The organism is Bifidobacterium indicum, from assembly GCF_036987015.1.
GTDB lineage: Bacteria > Actinomycetota > Actinomycetes > Actinomycetales > Bifidobacteriaceae > Bombiscardovia > Bombiscardovia indica.
The window spans coordinates 426029-446107 of sequence record NZ_BTXM01000001.1 but is presented as its reverse complement, the minus strand read 5'-3'; the positions used below and the strand labels follow the sequence as shown (position 1 = coordinate 446107).

Genomic DNA, 20079 nt, shown 5'->3' with positions numbered 1-20079 from the left:
TGTTTGGTACCCACCGGCAGCAAAAAGAATCTATGATAGTGAGAAGTGCGTTTTAGGGCGCACTGGTGTACGAACCATAACGATACGCGAGGACTGATGGCAGAAGGCACGAACGGAAGACGGCGATTCTCGGACAAGTGGGGCAAGCACGAACTTGATGTCCTGGCCGTTTTATCCTCCGCCTTCCCGCAATGGCTGACCTCCCGGCAGATTGCCCAACGGGTCAAGGCCTATGCGGATTCATACGGTGAACTGGCCGACCAGGCCGCCAAGGCCGCCTTCGCCAAGCAGTTCCAGAGGGACCGGGCCAAGCTGGCCGCCATGGGCATCGCCATCGAATCCCGGCAACCCGAATACTCCTCCAAGTCGGAGGGGCAGGATTTCGCCTCCTACCGCCTGCAGCTGGGAGATGAGCCCCGCATCCGTGTGCACTTCGCCCAGGAGGAGATGCCCGTCCTGGCCGCCGCAAACTACCTGGCCCGTTCCATTGCCATGTCCCAGGAGGCCTGCGAGGAACCGGTGCGGCCCCTGTCACGCACCACCCCGCGCGTGCCCCAGGTGCCCATCCCAGGCCTGGGGCTGGACTCCATCGCCCCCGGCCTGGGAACCCAACACCTGCCCGATGACCTCGTCAAGGTCATCGACTCACGCCGGTTCGCCGCCACTATCGACGTGGACGGGGAGAACCTGAATGTGGCCTATGCCGACTCGGATGACCTGGCCATGTTCGTCCTGGAGCACCCGGATGCCTCCATCGTGAGCCCTCAGGAGGCCGTCGACGCCTTCCACCGCAGGCTGGACGCCGCCACCAGGTTCCAACTGGCCGACGAATCCATCAGTCCCGGTGCCGCCACCGTGGTCCCCCCGGAGATCGCACGCTCCAACAAGACCGATCACATCGCCATCGACATGGATGATGATGATATGGACCTGCCCCACGCAAGGCGGGCCAGTGCCTCCTCCTTCCAGACCGGGTCGGAGGTCGACCGCCGCCTCAGGCTCATGCTCTTCCTCTCGGCCCACCTGGGTGAGGAGTTCTCCTTGAGCGAGTTGGCCGAGCGCTTCGTCGGCACTCCTCGGAGCGCCGACGAACTGCGTAAATTCGTCAACATCATCCGCAAGGACATCAACACCCTGACCACGGTCTCGGATGACGGCGAGATGGCCGGCAGCCAGTTCTTCGACATCGACTGGTCCCTCCTGGATGAAAGCGGCATCGTCTCCGCCACCAACTCCCTGGGTCTGGAACGCCTGGCTGGCATATCGCCCCAGTACCTGAGCATGCTGACCGCCTCGCTCAACTACCTGGCCCATTCGCCCCTCCTGCCGGAGGATTCCCGCACCCAGGCCGAATCCCTCTATGAGCGTCTGCGCACCCACGTGGGGCCGGGGGAGACCCCCTGGCTGAGCCTGACCGGGTATGAGACCGAGCCCAAGAGCTTCTCGGTGGTCCGCAGGGCCATCAAGACCGATTCCCTCCTGGACATGGAGTACACCGACGCCGCCGGCAGAACCAGGCGGAAGGTGGTGGCCCCGGCCAAGATCTTCGTGGATGAGGGTGTCTACTATGCCGCCGTCTGGACCGATATCGGCGACGCAGCCAAGGGCACGTCAGCCGAGGATGCCCCCTCCGACTCGGGTTCGGGATCCAAGGGAACGCATCACCTGAAACAGGGGACAGGCAGGAACCGGCAGTGGCAGGTGCTCCGCATCGCCAGAATCGAGCATGCGGATATCGTCAAACCCAGTCACAAGGTCGAGTTCCCCGATGTGCCGGTCAGCGAGCTGCGCAAGTGGAGTTTCGACAACGGCACGGCCGCGGTTTTCATCACCGACAGGCCGGACCTGCCCTACATCAAGTCCCTGCCGGGGGCATCGGTCGAACCGTGCGGCACCGGCCAGAAGGTCCACCTGACCGTCTCCTCGGACTCCTGGTTCGTGGCCTTCTGCATCGCCCACGCCAAGCACATCACCGCCGTGGCACCCAAGACCATGCGTACAATGATCCTGGCGCGGGCCCAACGGGAGATCACCATCAACGACTTTGCCGGGGACGACCACGGCGACGAGTAGGCACTCGGCGCTTTCAGGCTGCAAAAGGAGCTGATTATGCCGGGATGGGTTTGGATACCGTTGACCCTGTTCATGATTGCCATGCTGGTCATTGGGGCGATCTATGCCATACTCCACGCCATCCGGGCCGGAAAGGCCATCGGTCAGGTTGGGGCAACAATCAGCCGGCACATGCCCCAGCCGCCTGCCGGTGAGGCCGGGCATCAGGACCAGGCGGAAGGCCCTTTCTTCGCCCAACCCCTGAGCAAGGCATCCGGCCGATACTCCCAGGCCCATGCGGACCTGCTCAGGCGCAAGGACTCCAGGCGGAGGAACCATGAGGTAGCCTGGGCACGCTGGAAGCACTTCAATCGGTAAGGATGGCCGATCCCGTCCAAGCCATTCAGGGGCAGGCAGTCAATCCGGCTCCATCATCGGAGGAATATGTCAGGTCATCATTATCAGGATAGTCAGGAATCGGACCAGACGCTCAGTCCCTCGCAACGATATGCCAGGTTCAACAAGCAGCGCAGGCGCATGACGGGGGCCTCCGGACGCTTCCAGAACATGCAGCCCTTCCCCCTGGACAGGTTCCAGGTGGAGGCCATCGAGGCCTTGGAGGACGGCCAGAACGTCCTGGTAGCGGCACCCACCGGGGCCGGCAAGACCATCGTGGCAGACTTCGCGGTCTTCCTGGCCCAGGAACAGAACGTCAAGACCTTCTACACCACCCCCATCAAGGCCCTGAGCAACCAGAAGTACCACGACCTGGTGGCCCGGTACGGGGAGGACCATGTCGGCCTGCTGACCGGTGACACCTCGATCAACTCCGAGGCCGATATCGTGGTCATGACCACCGAGGTGCTGCGCAACATGCTCTATGAGCGCTCGTCCACCCTCTCGGCCCTCCGGTATGTGGTACTGGACGAAGTCCACTATTTGGCGGACAGGTTCCGGGGGCCGGTCTGGGAGGAGGTCATCATCCACCTTCCCCGGTCCACCCGCATCGTCGGGCTCTCGGCAACGGTCTCCAATGTGGAGGACTTCTCGGACTGGATCGCATCCGTTCGGGGCAAGACCAAGCTGGTGGTCTCCGAGCGTAGGCCGGTACCCCTGGAACAGCATGTTCTGGTCCAGGCAGACAGGCATACCGAGCCGGAGATCATCGACCTGTACAGGCATGACGGCTCCGGTCGGCAGACCAGCAGGATCAACCCCGGTCTGGCCAACCGACTGGCACAGCTCAACAGGCAAGGCGAGGCCAGGAGGAGCGCACGGGGACAGGATGGCGACCGCCATCGCCGGAACCGCCACGGACGCGGGGGAGCCGGGCGTCAGGACCGCCGTCAGGGGGAGCGCTACCGCCCCAGCCGGGCCGACGTCGTGGATGAGCTGGATTTCATGGGCATGCTGCCCGGCATCTACTTCATCTTCTCCAGGACAGGCTGCGACCAGGCCGTCCAACAGTGCACCCGGGCGGGTCTCCAGCTGACCACCGACAAGGAAGCGTACCGAATCCACCAGATCGTGGACTCCATGGCCGAGGGCCAGCTGAGCCATGAGGACCTGAAGGCCCTGGGGTTCACCCAGTTCAGGTTCGCCCTGGAGCAGGGCTTCGCGGCCCACCATGCCGGGGTGGTCACCCTCTTCAGACAGATAGTCGAACATCTGTTCGAACTTGGGCTGATCAAGGTGGTCTTCGCCACCGAGACCCTGGCCCTGGGCATCAACATGCCGGCACGGTGCGTGGTGGTCGAGAAGCTGGAGAAGTTCGACGGGACCGGCCACGTGGGCCTGACACCGGGGGAGTTCACCCAGCTGACCGGGCGGGCCGGCCGACGCGGCATCGACGAAATCGGACATGTGGTGGTGGTTGACCATCGCGACTTCAGCCCCGAGACCATGGCCGCCCTGTCGAGCAAGCGCGTCTATCCCTTGCATTCCAGCTTCAAACCGACCTTCAACATGGCCGTCAACCTGCTCAATTCCAGTACCTACAGCATGGCCCGCGACACCCTGGACCACTCCTTTGCCCAGTGGGAGGCCAACCAGTCGGCCTCTGAACTGGAGGCCAGAATCCGGACCCTGACCGAGGCCCTGGATGGCTACAGCGAGGCGGCCCAGTGCAGCCACGGCGACCTGATCGAGTTCATGAAGATCAGGGCCGATCTCTCCTCGGCCCAGAAGAACGATCGACGACAACTCAAGAAGCAGCGCTTCCGCAATGAACGTGAGCGCAACCGCGCCTTCAGGAGGCTCGACGAGCACATCGAGCACCTCAAAAAGAAGGAGCGCAACCACCCCTGCCGTCAGTGCCCGGATCTCCCCAAGCACATGCGGTGGGGAAACCGTTGGATTCGCGAGAACAAGGAACTCCAACAAGCCGAGGACAGGTACGAGTCTCGCACCGGCTCGGTCTCCAGGCAGTTCGACAGGATCTGCACCATCCTGACCGACCTGGGGTACATCCGCCAGGTCGACGATGAGAACTATCAACTGACCAGACGGGGGCAGCTCCTGCGGCGGATATACAGCGAACAGGACCTGACCCTGGCCCAGATTCTCGACAAGGGCATCCTGGATGACCTGGAACCCGAGGAACTGGCCGCAGCCATGTCGGGAATGGTCTATGAATCGCGCAGGGGAGTGGGGGACCAGGGTGATCCCGGTCGCCGGTCCTCCCCCCTGGCCGGAGCCATTGCCACCATGAACAGGCAGTGGGAGCTGGTCCGGGACGAGTGCGAGGATGCCGGGCTGGATCTGCCCGACGACCTGGACTTCGGCCTGGGACGGACGGTCTACGACTGGGCCTGTGGAGATTCACTCGCAACCATCCTGAAGGACACGGAGCTGACCGCCGGGGACTTTGTCCGGAACGCCAAGCGCCTTTCGGACGTGCTCACCCAGATCGTCCAGGTCGAACCCTTCCTGGGGTCGGGCGGACACCGTCTGGCACTCCGGGCCGGCATCGCCGCCGACCAGGTCAACCGTGGCATCGTGGCATATACCGGCGTGGAGTGAGGCCCAGGGCCAAGCCCCGGAATAAAAGGCAAGTCAATGCTGTTCTGTAGCTTGGAAGCACAGGACCTGAACGTAATGGAGGAAGTATGGCAGAGCGCAGCCTTCGCGGCATGAGCATCGGGGCAAAGTCACTGGAATCGGACCAGAACGTGGACTTCGCGGCCCGCAGTGAGGTCGCCTATGTCTGCCCCAAGGGCCATCGGACCATCCTGCCCCTGGCCGAGGGCGCCGAGGTTCCCCAGGACTGGGAGTGCCGTTGCGGTCAGATTGCCCACCTGGAGGGCAACGAGGACGAGGGGATCGGCAAGAACGGGAAGCCGACCAGGACCCACTGGGACATGCTCCTGGAGCGCCGTTCCGAGGAGGAACTGCAGACCGTGCTTGACAAACGGCTCAAGATGCACCATGAAGGCTGGTTCCCGGACTATGAGTGAGTCCGCGTATCGCTCTTCATACATTTTTTGACCTGCAGATGAGGTGAAACCGGAATTTGAATACGATGACCCAAACAGCCCGTAAGGTAGTGCTGCTGGATCTGGATGGCACGCTGACCTCATCCCATCCAGGCATACTGGCATCGGTGGTCAAGGTGTTCGAGGAACTGGACCTTCCCATACCTGATGAGGCCGCACTGCGCAGGTTCATCGGCCCGTCCATCGCGGTTTCCCTGCAGCGGAACCATGTTCCTGAAAGCCGGATCCAGCACGGCGTACAGATTTACCGACACTACTATGCCGCTGTGGACGCCTTCCCCGATCCGTCGAATCCAAACGCCCGGGTGCCCGGCTGTCTCTACGCATCCGTTTTCCCCGGAATCATAGACCAGATGGATGTGATGAGGAAGCAGGGATTCATCCTGGCCGTTGCCACCTGCAAGCCCGAATATCAGGCCATTCCCGTCTGCGACCACTTTGGCCTGACGAATCATCTCGATGCGATTTACGGTGCCAGCACCGATGCCAGCCGAGCAACCAAGGACAAGGTCATCGCCTATGCCTTCGACGGACTGGGATTCTCTCCGGAACGCGGCGACAGGGCACTCATGGTCGGCGACCGTTGGACAGATGCCGATGGGGCCCGGCGGATGGGTCTGGACTGCCTGGGCTGCGGCTGGGGCTACGCAGAACCTGACGAGCTGAAGAATCACGGGGCCTACAGGATCATCGATCGTATAGATCAGCTATCAGAGGCCGTCGGCGAGTATTTCGCCTAAACCACTGAACACGATCGGATCAAGCGAGAGAATTGTCGTTTCACTTGACGCCGATAATGTACGTTATGTCAAATTGGATATCGATTATGGGATGCCCACTCATCCAGCACTACCCGTGCGATGTCTGGTCCGCATGGTCAATCAGACTGTCAGGCTCATAACAGCAGAACAGATTCACCTGTGGGTACCGCTGCATACGTGAGTTACATGGAGTTCGGGAATACCTGAATGCGTGCACGCATGTGTGCGCGAATTCGCACGAGAGCGACAAGCCGGAAGGGTCAAGCTTCCTGACGCTGCCTGTGCTGGAGCTCCAGGCGCTTACGCAACCGCATGGCCGTCAGCTCATCAATGGGCCTGTCGGGCAGGCCCGAACGAACCTGGCCACTTTCCAGATCGACATGGTCGCAGGTCTCCAGATCCACATCCATACGATGCCAGATGGCCCCCACGGAAATCGCGAAGACCGCCCTGCCGGACTTCATCAGCGCGAAGACCTGGTCTGGCCCGTTGCACTCGATCACCTGGCCCCCGTCACAGACCACCGTGACATCCTCGAGTTGCGCCGTGGTTCTCCTGGTCAGGTAGGCAACCGTCGCCGTGGCATTGACCAGGTTGACCCCGGCATCCAGCAACCGCTTCAGAACAGCGAGTATGACCACGTCCTTGAAGGAATACAGCCTGCGGGAACCGGACCCGTGCGATGACTTGATGGATGGCTCCACTATCCTTTTCCGGGCCCAGTAATCCAGCTGCCGGTAGGTGATGCCGGCCACCTTGGCCGCCACCGTACCCCCATATCCGCGGGTGATTCCCTCGGCCTGCTCAGGTGTGAAGAGTGCCCCCTGAATCAGATGGTCCGGGCTGCCGAAAGAGACCTCTCCCCCGCCCTCGGATCCCGTCCGATCGGTCATGGTAACTCCTCCTACCTGGTGGAACCGGTCACTACCTGGCGACAACCGCCTTGTTGTCGAAAAAGACCAGCCGGAACTTGCCGATCATGATCTCATCACCGTTGTGCAGATCAGCCTGGTCGACCCGTTCCCGGTTGACATAGGTTCCGTTCAGACTTCCCGTGTCCTGGACCTGGAAGCCGCCCGGAACCCTACGGAAGATGGCATGTGCCCTGGAGACCGTGGAATCATCGAGGAGGATGTCCGCCTTGGGATCCCTGCCTACACTCACCTGGTCCTGGTCGAGCAGGTACCGGGACCCTGAAACCGCTCCCCGGGTCGAGATGAGCAGGGCCGTACCCTCTGGCAACCGGGCCATCGTATCCAGGTCATCCTGGGTCAGAGGGCGGTCTCCATTGGACGTCACCGGAATATTCAGAGCGGGCATACCGATGATGGTGGTTTCTCCCGCAGTTGGAATAGGTTCTGTCATAATGCTCTATTCTACAGTCTTTGCGTACTGATAATCCTGGCCACGACGAACTTGGTCGATTTTTACACTATTGGACTGCTCAACACCGACCGAGGCATGGTATTGGACCTTGATTCTGGACCCCACACCGCCGGCGATCTGGATGGCATTCTGGAGGGCATCGGGGTCGCCTATGGCTCTGATTGTGTAGGGAGCCTTCATCTTTTTCCCATCACATTCCAGACCGGACTTGGTATCCAGGAAATAGGTGCTGGTGACCACCCGCACGTCACCGAAGGAGATGACCTCGGCACCTGCGTTTCGGAGCTCCTCGATCAGATTGAACATGGTGGTGGCGTCGACCCGGTCGGTCTCCTCGGAGATGGTGACCACCACTCCCCTGCCCTGGGCAGGAAGCCGCCCGGACAGGAGGCCCGAGCTCTGCTCGTTCTGCTGGGCGATCCTGGCGGCTTCCTTCTGCTTGTCTGCGGCCGACTTGATCGAGGCGAGCTGCTGGTTGAGCTGGCTCTTGCGCTCCTCCAGCTTATCGACCTGGGTGCTGGTCTCATCCAGGAGCCGAACCAGCTCCTCCTCGGAGAGTGACTGGTAGGAGGATTGGTTGTTGTGGACCTGAACGGCGTAACCGAAACCCAGGAGGGCGCACATCAGCGCAACCAGTACGCTGGTGACCAGACGAGCCCGGTTGGCGTTGGCATTCAGCGATCTGGGTGGTCTGCGGCGCACCACCGGGAAAGCACCGGTCTGGGTGTCATCGTCATTGGCATGCACCCTCCCCTTGGCCTTGGGAGGGATGCTCTTGGGGAGTCTGTCTCCGTTCTTATGCGTGAAAGGCCTCATTTGGTGGTCATCCCCTGAAGATGAAACGACGGATGGATGAGACGTTGGAGAAGATGCGGATGCCCAGGACCACGATGACGGCCGTGGAGAGCTGGGAGCCCACACCCAGCTGGTTGCCCAGGAAGACCAGAAGGGTTGCGGTGATTACGTTGGATATGAAGGAGACCACGAAGACCCGGTCGGAGAAGCTGCGCTCGAAGTAGGAGCGGATGGCACCCACCAGTGCATCAAGGGCCGCCACGACCATGATGGGCAGGTAGGGCTGAAGGCCGATGGGGATGTCCGGTTGCAGGAAGATGCCCGCTACAACGCCGAGAACCAGTCCGAGTACTGCCGTCATATTCACTGACTCCTTTTGGCATAGGAAAGGTTGGGAAGTCCAAGGGCGTTCAGGGTGATTTCACGCTCCTTGGAGATATTGACCGTGATATTGGCCTTTTTGAAACTGCTGAGCCGGCCTTGGAGGTCTTCGCGTTGAAGGATGTCTCCCAGCCGGGACTGGTCGCCGATGGCCTCGATCCGGTATGGGGCCTGGATGGAGGCCGTGCCCACCAGGATGGTCTGTCCTGCCGTCCTGACCGAGGTCTGTGTGCCGATCCGGTTCCCGTTGATGGAAATGGCCTCGGCTCCGGCCGACCAGAGCTTGGCCAGGAACCACTGCAGATCCTGGTCGGTCACGGTCTTAATCGGGTCACCCTTGTCCTGGGAATCCTTGGAGGCAATCGGGTTGGCCAGGGTGATGACGACGCCTTCCCCCCTGACCTGAGAAGACCCGTTGGTCACGTCATCCCGGGCCTGGGACTGACTCAGGGCAGGGGCTCCGGCCTTGGCAGACAGACCCTCGATCTTTCCCCTGAGCGAGGAGATGTCTCGGGAGAGTGCGTCGGAACGCTTGTTCACATCCTCCACCTGGGAGATCAGCTTCTCCCGGACCTTCTGACGGGGATCCTTGTGGAGCACCTGGACAATGCCTGTCCCTGCCAGCCCGACCAGGACGCAGATGGCAAAGACCAGGATGCGGTTGAGCCAGATACTGAAGATGGAGCGGTCCTCCCTGGGCAGCAGGCGTGCATCCTCGAACATGGGGTCCATGGGCCGGTTGGTCAAGTCATCGATCAGCCGCAGGGACTCGTCGGCAAGCCTCCTGCGATGGACGGCCGCGGTGGCGCTGTCAACCGTCATGCGGTCCACATACCTGGTCTCCAGGTTGGCCGTCGAATGAGAAAAGACCGCCCTCCGGTGGATCAAGGCACGGTCGGGCGGCACGGGGAATGAAACCGGGGTTGGGCTGGGGTCAGTCATGATCGCTGTCCGACCTGAGGAGGCCTATTCCCTGATAGGCGTATATCAATCCGGCCAGCCAGTATAGGGCCACCCCCCAAATGACGGCGCCCAGGGCCACGAGATGGAAGATACGGAAGAGGGGGGTGCGCCCCACGTCGGCAAAGATCAGGGCGGGTATGGCCAGCATCAGAACAGCCGTCCCCGTCTTCCCTGCAAAGTGGACAGGGAGGGGACCGTAGTCATGCTGTGCCAGGACCAGGGTCAGGATACCCAGAAGGACATCGCGCGCCCCCACCAGTACCATCAGCCACCAGGGCAGGATATCGGCGATGCTCAGGGCCAGGATCGAGCAAAGGATCAGCAACCTGTCGGCCACCGGATCAAGAATCTGCCCAAGCTTGCTCACCTGGTTGAACCGCCGGGCGATGATTCCGTCCACCCCGTCCGAAAGGGCCGATATGAGAAGCACCACCAGGGATATGATCAGATGTCGGTTTGCCACCAGGTAGGCAATCAGGGGTATGGAGCAGATACGAAGCAGGCTGATGACGTTGGGGATGGTGAATATCACCGACCTTGGTTCAGGACTGTACCTGCTGCGCGAAATTCGATCAATCAGAGCCATCATGCTACATTCTAGAAGCTTGGAGGGCCGTGACGATAATGGCGCGTGCCCCCACCCCGTAGAGACGGTCCATGAGGTTGTTGACCTGATCCTTGGGGACCATGGCCCTGACCGCCACCCACTGCTTGTCGTGGAGTGGCGAAACGGTGGGTGATTCGAAGCCCGGGGTGATTCCGACCGCTTCAGCGACACGTTCGACGGGGATGTCGTAGTCCATCAGGACATAGCGTTGGGCGGTCAGGACGCCTTCCAGCCTCCGAGACATGACGGCCAGACGCTCATCATCGGAATCCAGATGGGGCGACCTGATCAGGATCCCCTCGGAATGAAGGATGGGATCCCCGAAGATGCGAAGGCCGGCATTGCGCAGGGTGGTGCCGGTGGAGACCACATCGGCAATCAGATCGGCCACCCCGAGTTGAACGGAGGACTCGACGGCCCCATCCAGATGGATCAGTTCCGCCTTGAGTCCCTTACCGGCCAGGTAGTCCTCAAGGAGCCGGTCGAAGGAGGTGCCGATCCGCTTCCCGTCCACATCCTGCAGGGTACGGATGGGACTGGAATCAGGAGCCGCGAAACGGAAGGTCGAGACGCCGAAACCCAGCTTCAGGGCCTCGACGGCCTGCGTGCCGGAGTTCAGCAGGAGATCGCGCCCGGTGATGCCCAGATCGACCGTACCCAAGCCGACATAGACCGCAATGTCGTTGGGCCGCAGATAGAAGAGCTCTATGCCGTTGTCTACGTCTTCGACCACCAGCTGCCGGTCGTTGGAGCGCAGCCGGTATCCCGACTCTGACAGCAACCTCCATGCCGGCTGTGACAGCATACCCTTGTTGGGTACCGCAACCTTCAGCATGGTGACCTCCTTAGTACGGCAGCGAATCTATGACGGATGGAAGGGTGGCTCACAGATGCCGGTAGACATCCTCCAGGCTGATGCCCCTGTCGATCATCATGACCTGCAGGTGATACAGCAGCTGGCTCATCTCCTCGGCAGTCCGATCCACTCCCTCGTATTCGGCCGCGATCCAGGTCTCACCGGCCTCCTCGGCGATCTTCTTGCCGATGAAGTGCGTACCCTTGTCCAACTCATCCACGGTAAGTGAACCAACTGTGCGCTCCCTGGCCTTGGCTGAGAGCTCCTTGAACAGCTCATCGAAGGTCTTCATTGGTCATCGTCCCCCGTTCTTTCTGTCCGGACCTGTCAGTCCCTGTACCGTTCCTGGGCGGCCCGCCTGATCTGGTCGATGGCCTTGGCCGGATCATACGCCGCATAGACGGCTGAACCCGCCACCAGGACATCGGCTCCGGCCTCGGCGACGATGGGGGCCGTGGTTGGGCTGACCCCGCCATCCACCTGGATGTGCGTTCCCAGCCCACGGGCGCTTATCTCGTTGCGGAGACGACGGGTCTTGGCCATCTGGTTGTCCAGGAACTTCTGGCCGCCGAAGCCGGGCTCCACGGTCATGACCAGGATCATATCGAACTCTTCGAGGATGTCGAAGATGGGTTCGACGGGCTCGGCAGGTCGCACGGCCAGACAGGCCTTGACACCCATATTGTGCAACTGGCGGGCCAGGCGGACCGGGGCATGGACGGCTCCGGTATGGAACGTGACGGATGCGACACCCAGCTTGGCAAATTCCGGGGCCCATCGGTCGGGGTCCTCAATCATCAGATGCACATCGACCGGCAGGTCGGTCACCTGGCAGATCCGTTCCACCACGGGCTCCCCGAGCGTCAGGTTGGGGACGAAGTGATGGTCCATCACATCTACGTGGACCATGTCGGCCGTGGAAATGGCCCTGAGGTCCCGCTCCAGGTTGGCGAAATCGGCGGAAAGGATGCTGGGTGCTATCTGAATGCTCATGAATCTCATTCTATGTTGTACGACAGACCGGTGACCCTAATTCAAGCCCTGGTCGTGCCCATCGTGGTTCCCGGCCCGGGCGTCCCTGTCCCGACTGCCCTCGCAGATGGCCTCCTGCCGTTTCTCCAGCTCGGTGATGGTCCGCAGCTTTTCGGCCAGGAGGGAGGTCGGCTTGCCCCTGCGCAGGATGATGACGAAGGCGACAGCGGCCAGGAGGAAGACCGTCATGGAGACCCAGACGTTCACCCTGACCCCAAGGAACTCGTGGGCGAAGTCGATGCGGAGGGCCTCGATCCAGGTGCGCCCCATGGTGTACCACATGACGTACAGGGCGAAGAGGGAACCGGCCTTGAGGATCCTGATGGCCCGGTGACCGATCCAGACCAGGAGGGCCGCCCCGATCAGATTCCATATCATCTCGTAGAGGAAGGTGGGCTGGAAGAGGGTGCCGGTTGGGCAGGTGGCTCCGTCATAGCATTGCTCGCTGCTGCCGATGGCGGAACCTGCGGCATCGATTTTCAGTCCCCAGGGCAGGGTCGTGGGAGCCCCGTAGAGCTCCTGGTTGAACCAGTTGCCCAGACGCCCGATGGCCTGGGCCACCAGGAGGGCCGGGGCCACGGTGTCGGCCAGAAGGGCGGTCGGATAGCCCTTGTGGCGGCACCAGGCCCATGCTGCCAGGGCTCCCAGCAGGATGGCCCCCCAGATGCCCAGGCCGCCCTGCCAGATTCGGAGGATGTCGGCAGGGTTACCCTTGGCCCCGAAGTACCGCTCGGGGGTGGTGATGACATGGTAGAGCCGGGCACCGATGATGCCGGCGGGTACCGCACAGATGGCGATGTCCAGGATCTGCTCGGACCGTCCACCGACCTTCCTCCAGCGTCTGGCGGTGATCCAGGCGGCCACGACGATGGCCAGAAGCATGGTCAGAGCGTAGAATCTGATGGTGACCGGCCCCATGTGAATGCTGGATATTCCTGGCGATGGAATGTAGGCAAACGTCATAAGACCCACAGTTTAGCCCCTGGGCCTTACAGCCCCGTCACCTCTTGACCTGGCTGATGCCCCAGCGCAGGTCGGAGCAGACGGAAGCCAGGTCGTCCAGGGCCCGTTTGCGGTCCTTGCGGGGTCTGCCCTGGTCATCCAGAAGGCAGTGAACCAGGGCGGAACCGACAATGACCCCGTCCGCATAGGCACCGACCTGGGAGGCCTGTTGGGCGGTCGAGACACCGATGCCCACGCAGACGTAAGGAGCTCCGGCACGCCTGACCCGGGCCACCAGTTCCCTGGCCGACCCGGACATACTGGTCCGTTCACCGGTCACACCCATCCGGGAGGTGGCATAGACGAACCCCCTGGCTGCGCGTGATGTGAGCTCCAAGCGATCATCTGCGGAATCGGGCGACACCAGGTAGATCCGGTCAAGACCATACCGGTCGGACTGCTCGATCCACTCCCCCGATTCATCGACGATCAGGTCGGGGGTGACCAGTCCTGCACCGCCGGCATCGGCCATCCCCTCCGCGAACTCGGCCACCCCATAATGCATGATCAGGTTCCAGTAGCTCATGACCAGGGCCTTGGCACCATCCTCCTGGACCTGCCGGACGGCATCGAAGACACCTCCGACCGTGACCCCCTGGTCAATGGCGCACTTGGCGGCCGCCTGAATCACGGGACCATCCATGACCGGATCGCTGTAGGGCAACCCTATCTCGACAATATCGACCCCGTTCCGGACCATGACCCGCATGGCCTCCAGGGAGGTGGGTTCGTCAGGGAATCCATAGGGGAAGTACCCGATGAAGGCGGGTCTGCCCTCCTGGCGGAGAGCCTCCAGGGTGGCCGCCACCGGACTGGTCCTGCGGCTGAATCCCCTGGGTTGGGCGGAAGCCGCTGCCTGTCTTGATTGGTCGACCATCATCGGTCCTCCTCTTTCGTTTGACCGCCCTTGTCCTGTCCGCCCTGGGCCTCCAAGGCGCTGGCCTCCTCCTCGGACAGATATCCGAACCACCTGCCCGCCGTGGCCACGTCCTTATCGCCCCTTCCCGAAATGTTGATCAGGATGACGGGATTCTCGACCCCCCTGCCCAGGAGGTCGGCAGCGGCCTTGGTGGCACCGGCCAGGGCATGCGAGGATTCCAGGGCCGGGATGATTCCCTCGGTGCGGCAAAGATCGCTGAAGGCCTGCATGGCCTCCTGGTCGGTGGCATAGTCGTACCGGACCCGACCCAGGTCGTGCAACCAGGCATGTTCCGGCCCTACCGATGCATAGTCCAGACCTGCGGAAATCGAATAGGTGTCCAGGGTCTGCCCCTGGTCATCCTCGAGCAGATAGGACCTGGTCCCCTGGAAGACACCGATCTGGCCCGTACCGGGGGTCAGACGGATGGCGTGCTTACCGGACTTGGGCCCGTCTCCCCCGGCCTCGTAAGCGTAGAGGGAAACACGGGGATCGTCAAGGAAGGTGTTCATGATGCCGATGGCGTTGGACCCGCCACCGACGCAGGCCACCACCCCGTCGGGATGGTCGATGCCGTATGCCGAAAGCTGGTCGGAGGCCTCCTCGCCGATGATCTTCTGGAAGTCCCTGACGATGGTGGGGAAGGGATGCGGACCCGCCACGGTACCCAGCAGGTAGTGGGTGGTCTCCACGTTGGTCACCCAGTCGCGCAGGGCCTCGTTGATGGCATCCTTGAGAATCCTGGTCCCGGTCGTCACCTCGACGACCTCCGCCCCAAGCATCCGCATTCTGGCCACGTTCAGGGCCTGCCTACGGGCGTCGATCTGGCCCATGTAGATGCGGCACTTGAATCCCAGGAGGGCGCAGACCGTAGCCGTGGCCACTCCGTGCTGACCGGCCCCGGTCTCGGCTATGACCCGGTTCTTCCCCATCCGCTTGACCAGAAGGCCCTGGCCCAGGGCGTTGTTGATCTTATGGGCACCGGTGTGGTTCAGGTCCTCCCGCTTCAGGAAAACCCTTACCTGACCGCCCACCCGGCCGCTGATCAACTCGGCGAACCGGGGGGCAGGAGTCAGGGCCGATGGCCGCCCCACATAGACATGGTTGAGTCTGCCCAGCTCCTTCTGGAAGTCCGGATCGGACTTGGCCTGCCCGTATACCCGTTCCAACTCGTTCAGGGCACCCACCAGGGCCTCGGGGACGTACCGCCCTCCATAGGGGCCGAAGTAGGGGCCGTCATGGGTCGAGAGGGGCATGGCCTGGGAGGCCTTGAACCGGTGACCTGCCTGGACCAGCATCCGGACAGTCCCCTCCTGGTCCTGGGATGTGACCAGCCCCTCCCCGATCAGGACCGCATCGGCCCCCGCCTTGGCATACTGCTCAAGTTCAACCGTGCCGAAGACCCCAGATTCAGCCACCTTGACCACATCCTCGGGCAGGTTGGAGGACAGCCTGGCATACTGGTCCACATCGACGCTCAGGTCCTTCAGGTTCCGGGCGTTGATGCCGATCACCCTGGCACCGGCCGCTATGGCCCGATCGATCTCCTTCCGGTCATGGGTCTCAACCAGGGCGGTCAGTCCCAGACTCTCGGCCAGGACCAGAAGATGCCTGAGCCGTGTGTCATCCAGGGCGGCCACGATCAGGAGGATCATGTCGGCCCCGTTGGCCCTGGACTCCCAGACCTGATAGTCGGAGACGATGAAGTTCTTGTTGAGGACGGGGATGCCGACAGCCTCCCTGACCTGGCGTAGGTCGTCGAGGGAACCCAGGAAGCGCCTGCCCTCGGTCAGGACGGATATGGCCGAGGCCCCTCCGTTGGCATATTCCCTGGCCAGTGCGGCCGGGTTCTTGATGTCCGCCAGGAATCCCTTGGAGGGCGAGGCACGCTTGATTTCGGCGATGACGGGAATGCCGGCACTCTCCTTGAGAAGGAGGGCCGCATCCAGGGGCCTGCGCTTCAGCTGACGGACCTCTTTCTTGAGCCTCTCCAGGGGGATTTCCCGCACCCGAGCCCTGGCATCCTCCACGGCACCGGCCACCAGTTCGTCCAAAACGGTCATAGAGCCCTTCCCTCCAGCCTCATGAGTATTCACTCCCTTTACCTTAGCGTCTGTCTGCATCCGCGTCCCCATCCACTTCCTGGGCATCGCCCCGGACCCGGCCGCCCTGGACCGCCTGCAAGGGTCCTCCGGCCTCGAAGCATGACCTGGCACCGGTGTGACAGGCCGCCCCCACCTGGTCCACTTGCACAAGGAGGGCGTCACCGTCACAGTCCAGACTGACCCCCTTGACATACTGGACGTGCCCGGAAGTGTCTCCCTTACGCCAGTATTCCTGCCGGGACCGCGACCAGAAGGTGACCCTGCCCGTGGTCAGGGTCCGTCTGAGGGCCTCCTCGTCCATGTACCCCACCATGAGCACCTGAAGGCTGTCATACTGCTGGATGACGGCGGCCACCAGACCCTGGTCATCCTTCTTGAGTCTGGCCGCTGTCTCCGGGTCCAATTGCGATTCCTTCTTGCTCGAGGACTGTGACATTGGTCCCCAACCTCCTTGTTGCTTCGGCTCATCCGACCGATCCCGGTCTGTTCTTCCTTGTAGGGTGTGGTGCTCCCGCCCGGCCTGGAAACACCAGGCGGCATGGATTCATCAGGGCTGGTTCAGGCCTGCCATCGAACCGGATACCCGGCCGCTTGGAGCGCCTGCTTGACCTCCTGGACGGACACCTGGCCGAAATGGAATACGGAGGCCGCCAGGACCGCATCGGCCCCGGCCTTGACTGCAGGGGGAAAGTCGGCGACCTTGCCGGCACCACCGCTTGCAATGAGGGGAAGGGAGACTGCCTTGCGCACATCGGCAATCATCTCCAGGTCGAATCCCTGACGGGTGCCGTCGGCATCCATGGAGTTGAGGAGGATCTCACCCGCACCCAGCTCCTGGGCCTGTTTGACCCAGGCTACGGCATCGATCCCGGTGGACTGGTGGCCCCCCATGGTGGTCACCTCATACCCCGAGGTGACCCCCTTTGCAGTGGACCTGCGGGCATCGACCGAAAGCACCAGGACCTGACGACCGAATAGTGCGGCGATATCGCCGATGACCTTCGGATTGACAATGGCAGCCGTGTTGATGCCGACCTTGTCGGCCCCCGACCGCAGGAGGGTGTCGACATCCTCCGGGGTACGCACGCCCCCGCCGACGGTGAGGGGGATGAAAATCTGGTCGGCGGTACGCCTTACCAGGTCCACCATGGTGGACCGGCCGCTCCCCGAGGCGGTCACATCCAGAAAGGTCAGTTCGTCGGCACCCTGGTTGTAGTAGGTCGAGGCCAACTCGACCGGGTCACCCGCATCACGCAGGTTCTTGAAGTGGACCCCCTTGACCACTCGCCCCTGATCGACATCCAGACAGGGAATGACACGAACCGCTACCGTCATGCCACCCACCTTCCTCGCCCGGACCAGTCTTCTTGAGGCACCACCCTAGTGCCGGATCCTACGGCCCATCAACAGGTGTCCACATTACAGAACGGACAGGTCCGCATGAGCCCGACCGGATCAGGCCTGGAGCCTGATGGACTTGGCCGCCAGCTGGCCGCAGGCCCCGTCTATGTCGGAACCGCGCGTATCCCGCATGGTGGCGGCGACACCGGCCCCATGGAGGATATCCAGGAAGCGCTGCTCGTCCTCAGGCTTGGAGGCCGTCCAACGCGACCCTTCGATCGGGTTCAGGGGGATGGGATTCACGTGTGCCCAGTCATCCCCGTAATGGTTGAGCCGCTTGGCCAGGAGGCGGGCGTGCTCGGCCTGGTCGTTGATGCCCCGCATCAGGGCATACTCGATGCTGACCCGCCTGCCGCTGGCCAGATAGTAGTCATGGGCCGCATCCAGGACCTGGGTGGTGTTGAAGCGGCGGTTCATGGGAACCAGCTCGTCACGCAGCCTGTCGCTGGGCGCATGGAGGGAGACGGCCAGACGGACGGGGATCCCCTCCTTGATCAGTTTGCGGATGCCGGGAACCACTCCGACAGTGGAAATGGTGATGTTGCGGGCCGAAATACCGAACCCCTTGGGCGGAAGGGCGCTGATCTGCCTGACGGCGGAAAGGACGGCACGGTAGTTCCCCATGGGCTCCCCCATCCCCATGAAGACGATGTTGCTCAGCCGCCCAGGGCCTCCGGCGACCTGGCCGGATCGCATCATGTGGGAGGCCGCCCTGACCTGTTCGAGGATCTCACCGGTCGACATGTTCCTGGTCAGACCCAGGTGACCGGTGGCGCAGAATGGGCAGCCCATTCCACAGCCGACCTGGCTGGAGATGCAGAGTGTGGCCCTGGTGGGATACCGCATCAGGACCGATTCGATCCTCGACCCGTCAAACAGCTCCCAGAGGGTCTTCACGGTCGTGCCCTGGTCCGCCTTCTGGACGGTCACCGGGGTGATCAGGTCAGGGAAGAACCGTTCGGCCGCCGACTTTCGTCCGGTCGCAGGGATGTCGGTGAAGGTATCGGCATCGGTGGATAGATGGTTGAAGTAATGGTTGGCCAGCTGGGAGACACGGAATTTCGGCAGACCCAGCTCACCACATACCTCCTGGCGTTCCTCCTGGTCCATGTCGACGAAGTGCCGTGGTGGTTTTCCCCTACGCGCATGGTCGGCAGCCAGGACGTCCCTGAAATCACCCTCCCCACCCCCGGGGGTGATACCGGTTTCAGGCTTGGTACCGTCCATCTCTTCGTCTGTCATATCTCGACCCCATCCTGATATCTACCGTTTGAACAATTCCTGGAAACCCTGGACCTGTCGGCAGGCGAACAGACCGTCATCCTGGTCACAGACCAGTGGTCAAAAGGACCAGTGTGATGAAGGGTGCGGACATGAGGATGGAATCCACCCTGTCCAGCACCCCACCGTGCCCCTTGAGGAGGTGGCCCATGTCCTTGATGCCCAAGTCCCTCTTGATCAGCGAGGCACTCAGATCACCGAAGGTGCCGGTGGCCCCGACCATGATGCCCATGACCAGGGCGACCCACCAGATCCGTCCCCAGTCGGCCATGGGATAGGTTGCCGCGAAGATGACCAATGCGCCGACCAGGCAGCAGAGCATGGAGCCGGTCAACCCTTCCAGGGACTTGCCGGGAGAGATGCGGGGTGAAATCTTGTGCCGACCGAAGAGGGACCCGAAGAGGAGCCCTCCGATATCGCTCAGGGCAGGCAGGAAGATCACCATGAAGGCATGTGCGGCAGGGTGCCCCCCGAAGGTGGTGGGCAGGGTGATCAGGCAGGCCAGGAGGGTGATGTAGATGACGGTCAAAATGGTGACACCGACATTGGCCAGGCTGCCGGCTTGTGACCTTCCCCCCTCGGCTTCATAGGAGGCGTCGGCCGTGGTATCAGCGTCCTTGCCCGATAACTTGGCATCGACGGCCTTGACCAGGCGGCCTCCCAGGTGGTGCCTTCGTGTGGCTGCAAGCGCCCCGACCAGGGCCGTGACCAGGACTCCGACCGTCATGACCGCCACATGGTCGGGAGCGTAGAAGGAGGCCAACATGGTGGCGGCTGAGCAGACCCACAGCTCCACCACCGGTATGTGCATACCGACGGTGGCGAAATCCACCCTGAGCTCCCAGAGCCCCAAGGTCATGAAGATGACGATCAGAAAGATGAAGGCATCGATGCGGACCAGGATACAGGCCAGGATGATGACCACCAGGAGGGCGCCGGTGGCCACCGCCTGGGGCATGTTACGACCGGTACGCCTGTTCAGGGATGCGACCGCATCCTGACCTGCCTTCTGGGCGGGGTTTTCCTTAGTACTCATGAATGGCG

20 protein-coding genes and 2 pseudogenes are annotated in these 20079 nt (G+C 62.3%); 6 read left to right on the top strand and 16 right to left on the bottom strand.

What is annotated here, in order from left to right; all coding sequences use genetic code 11:
- Positions 1–96 precede the first annotated feature (96 nt).
- From AACP59_RS09455 to AACP59_RS01945, 6 genes and pseudogenes are all read left to right on the top strand, one after another.
- Positions 97–880 (top strand): annotated as a pseudogene (locus AACP59_RS09455) (helix-turn-helix transcriptional regulator); the annotation flags it as partial.
- 77 nt (positions 881–957) lie between these two features.
- Positions 958–2073 (top strand): annotated as a pseudogene (locus tag AACP59_RS09450) (helix-turn-helix transcriptional regulator); the annotation flags it as partial.
- A gap of 36 nt (positions 2074–2109) precedes the next feature.
- Entirely contained in the window at positions 2110–2430 is a 321-nt protein-coding gene (locus tag AACP59_RS01960; protein WP_339349629.1) for a hypothetical protein, read from the top strand.
- Between the two features lie 66 nt (positions 2431–2496).
- Complete coding sequence (locus AACP59_RS01955; protein WP_339349627.1) at positions 2497–5073, top strand: DEAD/DEAH box helicase; 2577 nt, start codon at positions 2497–2499, stop codon at positions 5071–5073.
- An 86-nt stretch (positions 5074–5159) separates the two neighbouring features.
- Positions 5160–5507 (top strand): RNA polymerase-binding protein RbpA, encoded by a 348-nt coding sequence (locus tag AACP59_RS01950; protein ID WP_297316495.1) that lies wholly within the window; start codon positions 5160–5162, stop codon positions 5505–5507.
- Positions 5508–5572: 65 nt separating this feature from the next.
- Positions 5573–6286, top strand: coding sequence for an HAD hydrolase-like protein (locus tag AACP59_RS01945; protein WP_339349625.1), 714 nt, complete (start codon positions 5573–5575; stop codon positions 6284–6286).
- 281 nt (positions 6287–6567) lie between these two features.
- On the opposite strand, the gene AACP59_RS01940 is transcribed toward AACP59_RS01945, so the two are convergent.
- From AACP59_RS01940 to AACP59_RS01865, 16 genes are all read right to left on the bottom strand, one after another.
- Positions 6568–7200 carry a MerR family transcriptional regulator gene (locus tag AACP59_RS01940; RefSeq protein WP_297316493.1) on the bottom strand — a complete coding sequence of 211 codons (633 nt, stop codon included), beginning with the start codon at positions 7198–7200 and terminating at the stop codon, positions 6568–6570.
- Positions 7201–7231: 31 nt separating this feature from the next.
- On the bottom strand, positions 7232–7672 hold the full coding sequence (locus AACP59_RS01935; RefSeq protein WP_297316492.1) for an FHA domain-containing protein: 441 nt from the start codon (positions 7670–7672) through the stop codon (positions 7232–7234).
- A gap of 6 nt (positions 7673–7678) precedes the next feature.
- Positions 7679–8509, bottom strand: a complete 831-nt coding sequence (locus AACP59_RS01930) for a DUF881 domain-containing protein (protein WP_297316491.1) — start codon at positions 8507–8509, stop codon at positions 7679–7681.
- Positions 8510–8516: 7 nt separating this feature from the next.
- Positions 8517–8849 (bottom strand): small basic family protein, encoded by a 333-nt coding sequence (locus tag AACP59_RS01925; RefSeq protein ID WP_297316490.1) that lies wholly within the window; start codon positions 8847–8849, stop codon positions 8517–8519.
- A 2-nt stretch (positions 8850–8851) separates the two neighbouring features.
- On the bottom strand, positions 8852–9691 hold the full coding sequence (locus tag AACP59_RS01920) for a DUF881 domain-containing protein (RefSeq protein ID WP_339352919.1): 840 nt from the start codon (positions 9689–9691) through the stop codon (positions 8852–8854).
- A 112-nt stretch (positions 9692–9803) separates the two neighbouring features.
- Positions 9804–10418: a CDP-alcohol phosphatidyltransferase family protein gene (locus tag AACP59_RS01915; RefSeq protein ID WP_297316488.1), complete on the bottom strand. Its 615-nt coding sequence runs from the start codon at positions 10416–10418 to the stop codon at positions 9804–9806.
- Positions 10419–10422: 4 nt separating this feature from the next.
- Complete coding sequence (gene hisG / locus AACP59_RS01910) at positions 10423–11274, bottom strand: ATP phosphoribosyltransferase (protein WP_297316487.1); 852 nt, start codon at positions 11272–11274, stop codon at positions 10423–10425.
- A 49-nt stretch (positions 11275–11323) separates the two neighbouring features.
- A complete protein-coding gene (locus AACP59_RS01905) occupies positions 11324–11587 on the bottom strand; it encodes a phosphoribosyl-ATP diphosphatase (RefSeq protein ID WP_339349623.1) in 264 nt (87 codons plus the stop codon).
- A gap of 35 nt (positions 11588–11622) precedes the next feature.
- Positions 11623–12297, bottom strand: a complete 675-nt coding sequence (gene rpe / locus AACP59_RS01900) for a ribulose-phosphate 3-epimerase (RefSeq protein WP_339349621.1) — start codon at positions 12295–12297, stop codon at positions 11623–11625.
- Positions 12298–12324: 27 nt separating this feature from the next.
- Complete coding sequence (gene lgt / locus AACP59_RS01895) at positions 12325–13290, bottom strand: prolipoprotein diacylglyceryl transferase (protein ID WP_297316503.1); 966 nt, start codon at positions 13288–13290, stop codon at positions 12325–12327.
- Between the two features lie 37 nt (positions 13291–13327).
- Positions 13328–14206, bottom strand: a complete 879-nt coding sequence (gene trpA / locus AACP59_RS01890; RefSeq protein WP_339349620.1) for a tryptophan synthase subunit alpha — start codon at positions 14204–14206, stop codon at positions 13328–13330.
- Positions 14206–16311, bottom strand: a complete 2106-nt coding sequence (gene trpB, locus AACP59_RS01885; protein WP_297316483.1) for a tryptophan synthase subunit beta — start codon at positions 16309–16311, stop codon at positions 14206–14208. The genes trpA and trpB overlap by 1 nt, the downstream gene beginning before the upstream one ends.
- A 43-nt stretch (positions 16312–16354) precedes the next feature.
- Positions 16355–16789: a phosphoribosyl-AMP cyclohydrolase gene (hisI, locus tag AACP59_RS01880; RefSeq protein ID WP_339349619.1), complete on the bottom strand. Its 435-nt coding sequence runs from the start codon at positions 16787–16789 to the stop codon at positions 16355–16357.
- A gap of 122 nt (positions 16790–16911) precedes the next feature.
- Positions 16912–17688 carry an imidazole glycerol phosphate synthase subunit HisF gene (gene hisF, locus AACP59_RS01875; protein ID WP_297316481.1) on the bottom strand — a complete coding sequence of 259 codons (777 nt, stop codon included), beginning with the start codon at positions 17686–17688 and terminating at the stop codon, positions 16912–16914.
- Positions 17689–17808: 120 nt separating this feature from the next.
- Complete coding sequence (rlmN, locus tag AACP59_RS01870; protein ID WP_339349618.1) at positions 17809–18996, bottom strand: dual-specificity RNA methyltransferase RlmN; 1188 nt, start codon at positions 18994–18996, stop codon at positions 17809–17811.
- Positions 18997–19081: 85 nt separating this feature from the next.
- Positions 19082–20071 carry a phosphatidate cytidylyltransferase gene (locus tag AACP59_RS01865; RefSeq protein ID WP_297316479.1) on the bottom strand — a complete coding sequence of 330 codons (990 nt, stop codon included), beginning with the start codon at positions 20069–20071 and terminating at the stop codon, positions 19082–19084.
- Positions 20072–20079: the final 8 nt, after the last annotated feature.